Origin of the sequence: Rhodococcus sp. ENV425 (genome assembly GCF_002887785.1) — a bacterium.
Taxonomy (GTDB): domain Bacteria; phylum Actinomycetota; class Actinomycetes; order Mycobacteriales; family Mycobacteriaceae; genus Rhodococcus; species Rhodococcus aetherivorans.
This window is the reverse complement of sequence record NZ_PCZU01000211.1, coordinates 1099-8125: the sequence shown is the minus strand read 5'-3', so window position 1 is coordinate 8125 and position 7027 is coordinate 1099. Positions and strand designations below refer to the sequence as shown.

Here is a 7027-nt window from a genome sequence, read left to right as displayed (position 1 = left end):
CGCGGACCGGTCCGCGGCTGGGGGGTGGTCGGCACCGCCGCGGCTGTCGTCTCCCGGACCCTGGCCCGTGCGACCGAACGCGGCGGTGAGCCCGGCCCGTCCGACGTGGCGGCCGCACTCACCCACCCGTTCGCGGTGTGCGGGTTCGCGGCGCTGACGATCGACTCGCTCCGCGCGCGCCGCGCCGGCCGGCTCGGCTGGAAGGACAGGCCGCTGCCCTGACCGCTCGATCAGACCGCCGTCGGCACCGCGATGCCCAGGCGGGCCAGCACCTCGCGGGTGGCCCGGGCGAAATTCAGGGTGATGAAGTGCAGGCAGGGCGCACCCTCGGCGATGAGCCGCTCGGCCATCTCGGTGGCGACGTCGATGCCCACCTCGCGCACGGCGGCGCGATCCTCCTCCGGGCCGTTCCCGGCGGCCCGGACGAGGCGCTCCTCGAGGGCGGCCGGCAGCCTCGACCCGGAGAGTTCGAGGCTGCGCCGCGCGGTACGCAGCGACGTGATCGGCATGATCTCCGGAATGATCGGCTTGGCGCCCTGCTCCGGGTCGTAGGCCACGACTCGGTCCCGCAGCCGCAGATAGTCCTCGACGTCGAAGAACATCTGGGTGATCGAGTACTCGGCGCCGGCGCGCAGCTTGTGGACCAGGTACCGCGTGTCGTGCTCGAGGTCCGGGGAGCGGTGGTGCCCCTCGGGGAACGACGCCACCCCGACGTGGAAGTCACCGAGGTCGCGGACCAGCCGAACGAGTTCCTCGGCGTACTCGAGGCCCTCCGGATGCCTGGTCCATTCTCCCAGCGGGTTGCCCGGCGGGTCGCCGCGCAACGCCAGGATGTTGGTGATGCCGCGATCGGCGTATGCGCCGACCATGGCGCGCAGTTCGTCGATGCTGTGCCCGACGGCGGTCAGGTGCGCCACCGGCAGGAGCGTGGTTTCCTGCGCCAGCTGACCGGTGACCCGGACGGTGCGGTCGCGGGTGGAACCGCCCGCTCCGTACGTCATCGACACGAAGGCCGGGCCGAGGCGCTCGAACTCGCGCACGGCGCGCCACAGGCGCGCCTCCGCGTCGGCGTCGCGCGGCGGGGAGAACTCCACCGAGAACGGGATCCGTGCGCCTCGGGGCGCACGGAGTCGGTCCACCACCGACGGCGTACGGGATTCTCCGCCGCCGTCCGGCCCGCTGTCGGAATCGAAAGTCACCCGACCAGCATAGGGGCACGTCGGAGCGGGCCGAACCGGGGCAAGCCCCTCGACCGCCGGATAGGGTGGGCTCGGGTGTGCCCGGCGCCTTTCGGGCTCGATCCGTGGCCGCACCCACCGTCGCCCGACGGGCCCGTCCACACACGACCAGGAGGACGCCCTGTTCACCGGATCCGAACCCGTGCCCGCCGCCTTGTTCCCCGATCTCGTCGAGGGCGCCCTGCGCGACTTCTTCGTCTCCCGGATCGAACTCGTGGAGCCGATCGGCGGCGGCTACCCCGAGGCCGTCACGGCACTCGAATCGTTCGTGCTGCGAGGCGGCAAGCGGGTACGCCCGGCGTTCGCGTGGAACGGCTGGCTCGGGGCCGGCGGCGACCCGTCGGGGCTCGACGCGCCCGCGGTGCTGCGGGTCTGCTCCGCACTCGAACTGGTGCAGGCCTGCGCCCTGGTGCACGACGACATCATCGACGCGTCCACCACCCGGCGCGGCTTCCCGACCGTGCACGTCGAGTTCGCCGACCGGCACCGCGCGTCGGGCTGGCGCGGCCGGCCCGAGCAGTTCGGTGCCGCCGTGGCCATCCTCCTCGGCGATCTCGCTCTGGCCTGGGCCGACGACATGGTCCGGGAGGCGGGACTGGAGCCGGCCGCGACCGCGCGGATCGCACCGGTGTGGTCGGCGATGCGCACGGAGGTCCTCGGCGGGCAGTTCCTCGACATCGCCGGAGAGGTGTCGGCCGACGAGTCCGTCCCCGCGGCGATGCGGGTCAACCGGTACAAGACCGCCGCGTACACGATCGAACGGCCGCTGCACCTCGGCGCGGCCCTCGCCGGGGCCGACGACGCGCTGATCACCGCCTACCGGGAATTCGGCACCGACATCGGGCTCGCCTTCCAGCTTCGCGACGATCTGCTCGGGGTGTTCGGGGATCCGGAGGTCACCGGCAAGCCGTCCGGCGACGACCTGCGCTCGGGCAAGCGAACGGTGCTGTATGCGCTGGCCCTGGAATCCGCCGACGCCCGTGACCCCGGCGCCGCGCGGTTGCTGCGCGAGAGTATCGGCTCGGACCTGTCCGACGCGGACGTGGAGAGGCTGCGGACGGTCATCACCGAGCTCGGGGCCGTGGAGCGGGTGGAACGCCGCATCGCCGCGCTCACCGACACCGCGCTGGCGACCCTCGACGCCTCGGGCGCGACGGACGAAGGCAAAGCCCGCCTGCGGGCGGCGGCGCTCCACGCGACGCGGCGGGCCGCGTGATGCGCACCGTGACCGGCGCGGAGCGGGTCGTCGTCGTCGGGGCCGGACTGGCCGGGCTCTCGACCGCGCTGTACCTGCTCGGTGCGGGCCGCAAGGTGACCGTCCTCGAGCGCGAGGCGACCGTCGGCGGGCGGGTGGGTGTGCACGCCGGGCCCGGATACGAGATCGACAACGGGGCCACGGTGCTCACCATGCCGGAGCTCATCGCGGATGCCCTGGCGGCGGTCGGCGCGGACTTCGAGTCCGTCACCCCGGCGGTGCGGCTGCGACGGCTCGCCCCCGCGTACCACGCCCGGTTCGCCGACGGCACGACCCTGGACGTGCACACCGATCCGGACGCGATGGTCGCCGAGGTCACCCGGGTGTGCGGCGCCGAGGAAGCGCAGCGCTACCTGCGGCTGCGCTCCTGGCTCGCCGAGATCTTCGACGCCGAATTCGACCGGTTCATGGCCGCGAACTTCGACTCCCCCCTCGACCTGGTCGCCTCCCCCGCGGCGGCGCGCGACCTGGCGACGTTGCTCCGCCTGGGCGGGTTCGGCCGGCTCGGGGCGCAGGTGAACCGCCGGATCACCGACCCGCGGCTGCGCCGGGTGTTCACCTTCCAGGCGCTGTACGCGGGCGTCGCGCCCGCGCGGGCCTTGGCGGTATACGGCGCCATCGCCCACATGGACACCTCCCTCGGTGTGTACGCGGTGGAGGGCGGCATGCGGGTGCTGGCCCGCGCCATGGCCGACGCGATCGTCGCCGCCGGCGGCGACCTGCGCCTCGGCACCGAGGTCACGGGCCTCGACTTCGACGGCCGGACGGCCACCGCCGTCCGCACCGCCTCGGGCGAACGCGTCCCGTGCGACGCCGTGGTGCTGAGCCCGGATCTTCCCGTCGTGGACACGCTGCTGCCCCCACGCCGGCGACGACGCGTGCTCGCGTCGCCGTCGGCCGTGGTGCTGCACGGAAGCGTGCCGTCCGCCGTCGCCGCGCAGTGGCCCGCCACGCACCACCACACCATCGACTTCGGTGCGTCGTGGGAGGAGACGTTCGCCGAGATCAGCGCGGGCCGGGGCCGCGGCCGGCTGATGAGCGACCCCTCGCTGCTGATCACCCGGCCGGCGCTGAGCGACCCGGGTCAGAGGTTCCTCCGCGACGGCGTGTCGCACGAGCCGCTGTCGGTGCTCGCGCCCTGCCCCAATCTGGACAGCGCCCCGTACGACTGGTCCGCTCTGGCCGACCCCTACGCGGCAGAGCTCCTCACCGTCCTCGGCCGGCGTGGATACGGCGCCGTCGCCGACGAGTTCCGCATCGACCACATCGACACCCCGGCCACTTGGCAGGCCAGGGGCATGCTTGCGGGCAGCCCGTTCTCCGGGGCACACGTCTTCCGGCAGACCGGACCCTTCCGGCGACGGAACCTGGATCCGCGCCACCCCAACGTCGTGCTCGCGGGATCCGGAACCGTGCCGGGCGTGGGCGTGCCGACGGTCGTGCTGTCGGGCCGGCTCGCCGCCGAGCGGCTCGGCGTCCGCGCCGCGCGGTGAGCGGTGGACCGCCGGTGGACGCGGCTGAACTAAACTGTCACCTCGTTCACCTGTCCGCCCGCGCCGCGCCCGGGCCCCGCACCGTCCACGACTTCCCGGGGGAGGAACTCGCAACCATGTCGTCCCCTGCCCCTTCCGACGCTGCACCACAGCATCCGTCGAAACCGCAGCCTCCGTCGGAATCGCAGCCGCCCGCCTCGCCGCCCGTGCGGAGCAGACCCGGCGACTTCCTGCGAAGCCCGGCCGGCAACGCCGGCGTGCTGGGTGCGCTCGGCGCCGCATTCGTCACGTTCGGTGGCTTCGGTGCGGGCAGCGTCCGGCGGGAGGACCCGCTGCTCGAGGACCTGTACCTGTCCTGGTTGCGGTTCGGGCACGGCCTGCTGCTCTCGACGATCCTGATCTGGGCCGGCGTCCTGTTGATGATCGCCGCCTGGGTGCGGCTGGGCCGGAGCACCCTCGCCGGGCACGTGACGCTGCGCGAGCTGTGGACGGTGCTGCCCATGTGGGTGGCGCCGCTGCTGGTGGCCTCGCCGATGTTCAGCCGCGACGCCTACTCCTATCTCGCCCAGGGGGCGATGCTCCGCGACGGCTTCGACCCCTACCTCGACGGTCCGGTCGTCAACCCGGGCGTCCTGCTGGACAACGTGAGCAACGTGTGGAAGACGACCACCACCCCGTACGGTCCGGTGCATCTGCTGCTCGGTGCCGGCATCACGTCGCTGACGGGGGACGACGTCGTCACCGGCACCTGGTTGCTGCGACTGACGATGCTGCCGGGACTGGTGCTCACCGCGTGGGCGGTGCCGAAGCTGGCGCGCCGGCTCGGCGGCAACCCCCGCATCGCCCTCTGGCTGGCAGTGCTCAACCCGCTGATCCTGATTCATCTCATCGGCGGTGTCCACAACGAGATGCTGATGGTCGGTTTCATGATCGCCGGCATCGTGCTCGTGCTGGAGGGCCGGCACGTCGGCGGCATCGCACTCGTGTCCGTCGGTGCGGCCGTCAAGGCGTCGGCGGGCATCGCCCTGCCGTTCCTGGTGTGGATCTGGATTCTGCACGAACGTGACCGCGCCCGGGCGCAGGGCCGCGAACCGGCCGCTCCGATCGTGCTGTTCGTGAAGACCGCAGGCGCGGGGCTGCTGGTGTTCGCGGCCGTGTTCGGAGCGGCCTCGGCGCTCGCAGGCGTCGGTATCGGCTGGCTGACGGCCCTGTCCGGCTCCTCGAAGATCATCAACTGGCTGTCGCTGCCGACGATCATGGCGCACGCGGTCACGTGGTTCACGCCCTGGCAGCTGGGGTCCATCCTCGACGTCACCCGCATGCTCTGCGCCGTGGCCCTGGGGGTGATCATGGTGGTGACGTGGTGGCGGTTCCGGCACACCGAGCGCGACGCCGTGCTCGGGATCGTGATCACGCTGACCGCGATCACCGTGCTCTCGCCGGCCGCCCTGCCGTGGTACTACTCGTGGCCGCTCGCGGTGGCCGCGGGCTTCGCCCTGTCGACGACCACGTTGGCAGTGCTCGTAGGCCTGTCCAGCTGGCTGATGCTGATCTTCAATCCCGACGGCTCGATCGGCATGTACAACCTTGCCCACGTGATCCTGGCGATCGTCATCTCGGTGATCGCCGCCGTGTCGCTTCGCACCGTCGACCCGCTGCGGCTGCGCGCGCGGCGCGAGCCACCGATCACCGCCGTCTCCCCGGATCCGAGGTGACCGTGACCGAGACCGACGCGGGATTCCGCTACTGCGAGGAGCTGGCGGCCACGCACGGCCGGACGTACTACCTCGCCACCCGCCTCCTGCCCCGCCCGCGACGGTCGGCGGTCCACGCCCTCTACGGGTTCGCCCGCCTCGTCGACGACATCGTCGACGTGACCGCGGTCGACGACCCGGCCGGCGCGGCGCTGCAGGTGACCGCGACGGAGCGCCGGCTGCACGCCGCGCTCGCCGGTGATCCCGGACCGGCGGACGCCACCGGGTTGGTGGTCGGGGCGCTGGCCGAGACGATCCGGCGCTACGACCTGCCGCTGGACTACTTCGAGGCGTTCGTCCGGTCGATGCGCATGGACATTCCCGGCACGCCCGAGTTCCGGGCCCGCTACGACGACATGCCGCAACTGCGGGAGTACATGTACGGCTCCGCGGCGGTCATCGGGCTGCAGTTGCTGCCGGTGTTCGACGTGGCCGACATCGACGCCGCCGCACCCTACGCCGCGGCGCTCGGGGAAGCCTTCCAGCTCACGAACTTCATCCGCGACGTGGGTGAGGACCTCGATCGGGGGCGCACCTACCTGCCGGCCGACACCTGGGCCGCGTTCGGGGTGGACGTCGCACTGCTCGAGCACGGCCGACGCACCGGCGGGAGCCCGGATCCGCGGGTGCGCCGGGCCCTGGCCCACTTCGTGGCGCTGACGCGCGCGGAGTACCGCCGCGCCGAGCCCGGTCTGGCGCTGCTGCCGGACCGGATCCGGCCCGGCATCCGCACCGCCTTCGAGCTGTACGGAGGAATCCTCGACGAGGTCGAGCGCAGCGGGTACCGCGTCCTCGACGTGCGCGCCGTGGTCCCCACGCGGCGCCGTGCGCGGGTCGCGCTGACACAGCTGGCCCGCCTGCGCTGAGCCGCCGGAGTCAGAAACCGAGCGCCTGCGCCCGGCGCATGACCTCCCGCCTCGCGTGGGTGTGCATCGCCGCCGCCGGGGAGCCGCCCGCGAGCGTGTCGTCCTCCCGGAACATCCAGTTCAGGATCTCGTCGTCCCGGAATCCCCCGTCGTGCAGCACCGCGATGAGACCGGGGATGCCCGTGAGGATCCGACCGTCGTCGTCGAAGAACGCCGCCGGCACGGCCAGCACGCCGTCCCGCTTGATCGCCAGCAGCTGGCGGTCGCGCAGCAGCTGGTGGACCCGGGTGATCACCAGGCCGAGCTGCTTCGCCACGTCGACCAGTTGCAGCACGGGTACGGAGCGGTCGAGGACGTCTTCGCTGTAAGGGATAGCACTCACGCCGCTAACGTTATCGGGTTCGCGGCGGCTGCCACGACG

The 7027-nt window shown here is 72.6% G+C and carries 6 protein-coding genes and 1 pseudogene; 5 read left to right on the top strand and 2 right to left on the bottom strand.

All coding sequences use genetic code 11. The features are described 5' to 3' along the window. A pseudogene (locus CQZ88_RS17710) lies at nt 1–222 on the top strand (glycosyl transferase); the annotation flags it as partial. An 8-nt stretch (nt 223–230) separates the two neighbouring features. On the opposite strand, the gene metF reads toward CQZ88_RS17710, so the two are convergent. Continuing rightward, the gene (metF, locus tag CQZ88_RS17705; RefSeq protein WP_170914097.1) at nt 231–1199 is read right to left on the bottom strand and encodes a methylenetetrahydrofolate reductase [NAD(P)H]; all 969 of its coding nucleotides are present in this window, start codon (nt 1197–1199) and stop codon (nt 231–233) included. 181 nt (nt 1200–1380) lie between these two features. On the opposite strand from metF, the gene CQZ88_RS17700 reads away from it, so the two are divergent. From CQZ88_RS17700 to CQZ88_RS17685, 4 genes are all read left to right on the top strand, one after another. After that, complete coding sequence (locus tag CQZ88_RS17700; RefSeq protein WP_029544199.1) at nt 1381–2454, top strand: polyprenyl synthetase family protein; 1074 nt, start codon at nt 1381–1383, stop codon at nt 2452–2454. Continuing rightward, the gene (gene crtI / locus CQZ88_RS17695; RefSeq protein WP_029544201.1) at nt 2454–3986 is read left to right on the top strand and encodes a phytoene desaturase family protein; all 1533 of its coding nucleotides are present in this window, start codon (nt 2454–2456) and stop codon (nt 3984–3986) included. The genes CQZ88_RS17700 and crtI overlap by 1 nt, the downstream gene beginning before the upstream one ends. Nucleotides 3987–4102: 116 nt before the next feature. Further along, a complete protein-coding gene (locus CQZ88_RS17690; RefSeq protein ID WP_102800104.1) occupies nt 4103–5701 on the top strand; it encodes an alpha-(1->6)-mannopyranosyltransferase A in 1599 nt (532 codons plus the stop codon). Continuing rightward, on the top strand, nt 5698–6606 hold the full coding sequence (locus CQZ88_RS17685; protein ID WP_006933373.1) for a phytoene/squalene synthase family protein: 909 nt from the start codon (nt 5698–5700) through the stop codon (nt 6604–6606). The genes CQZ88_RS17690 and CQZ88_RS17685 overlap by 4 nt, the downstream gene beginning before the upstream one ends. Before the next feature lie 10 nt (nt 6607–6616). On the opposite strand, the gene CQZ88_RS17680 is transcribed toward CQZ88_RS17685, so the two are convergent. Further along, nucleotides 6617–6988: an Rv2175c family DNA-binding protein gene (locus CQZ88_RS17680; RefSeq protein ID WP_240004017.1), complete on the bottom strand. Its 372-nt coding sequence runs from the start codon at nt 6986–6988 to the stop codon at nt 6617–6619. Nucleotides 6989–7027: the final 39 nt, after the last annotated feature.

Excerpts from the sequence above, each read along its gene's own strand:
- CQZ88_RS17690 (WP_102800104.1), top strand. The coding sequence starts at position 4,103 with ATGTCGTCCCCTGCCCCTTCCGACGCTGCACCACAGCATCCGTCGAAA.
- crtI (WP_029544201.1), top strand. The coding sequence starts at position 2,454 with ATGCGCACCGTGACCGGCGCGGAGCGGGTCGTCGTCGTCGGGGCCGGA.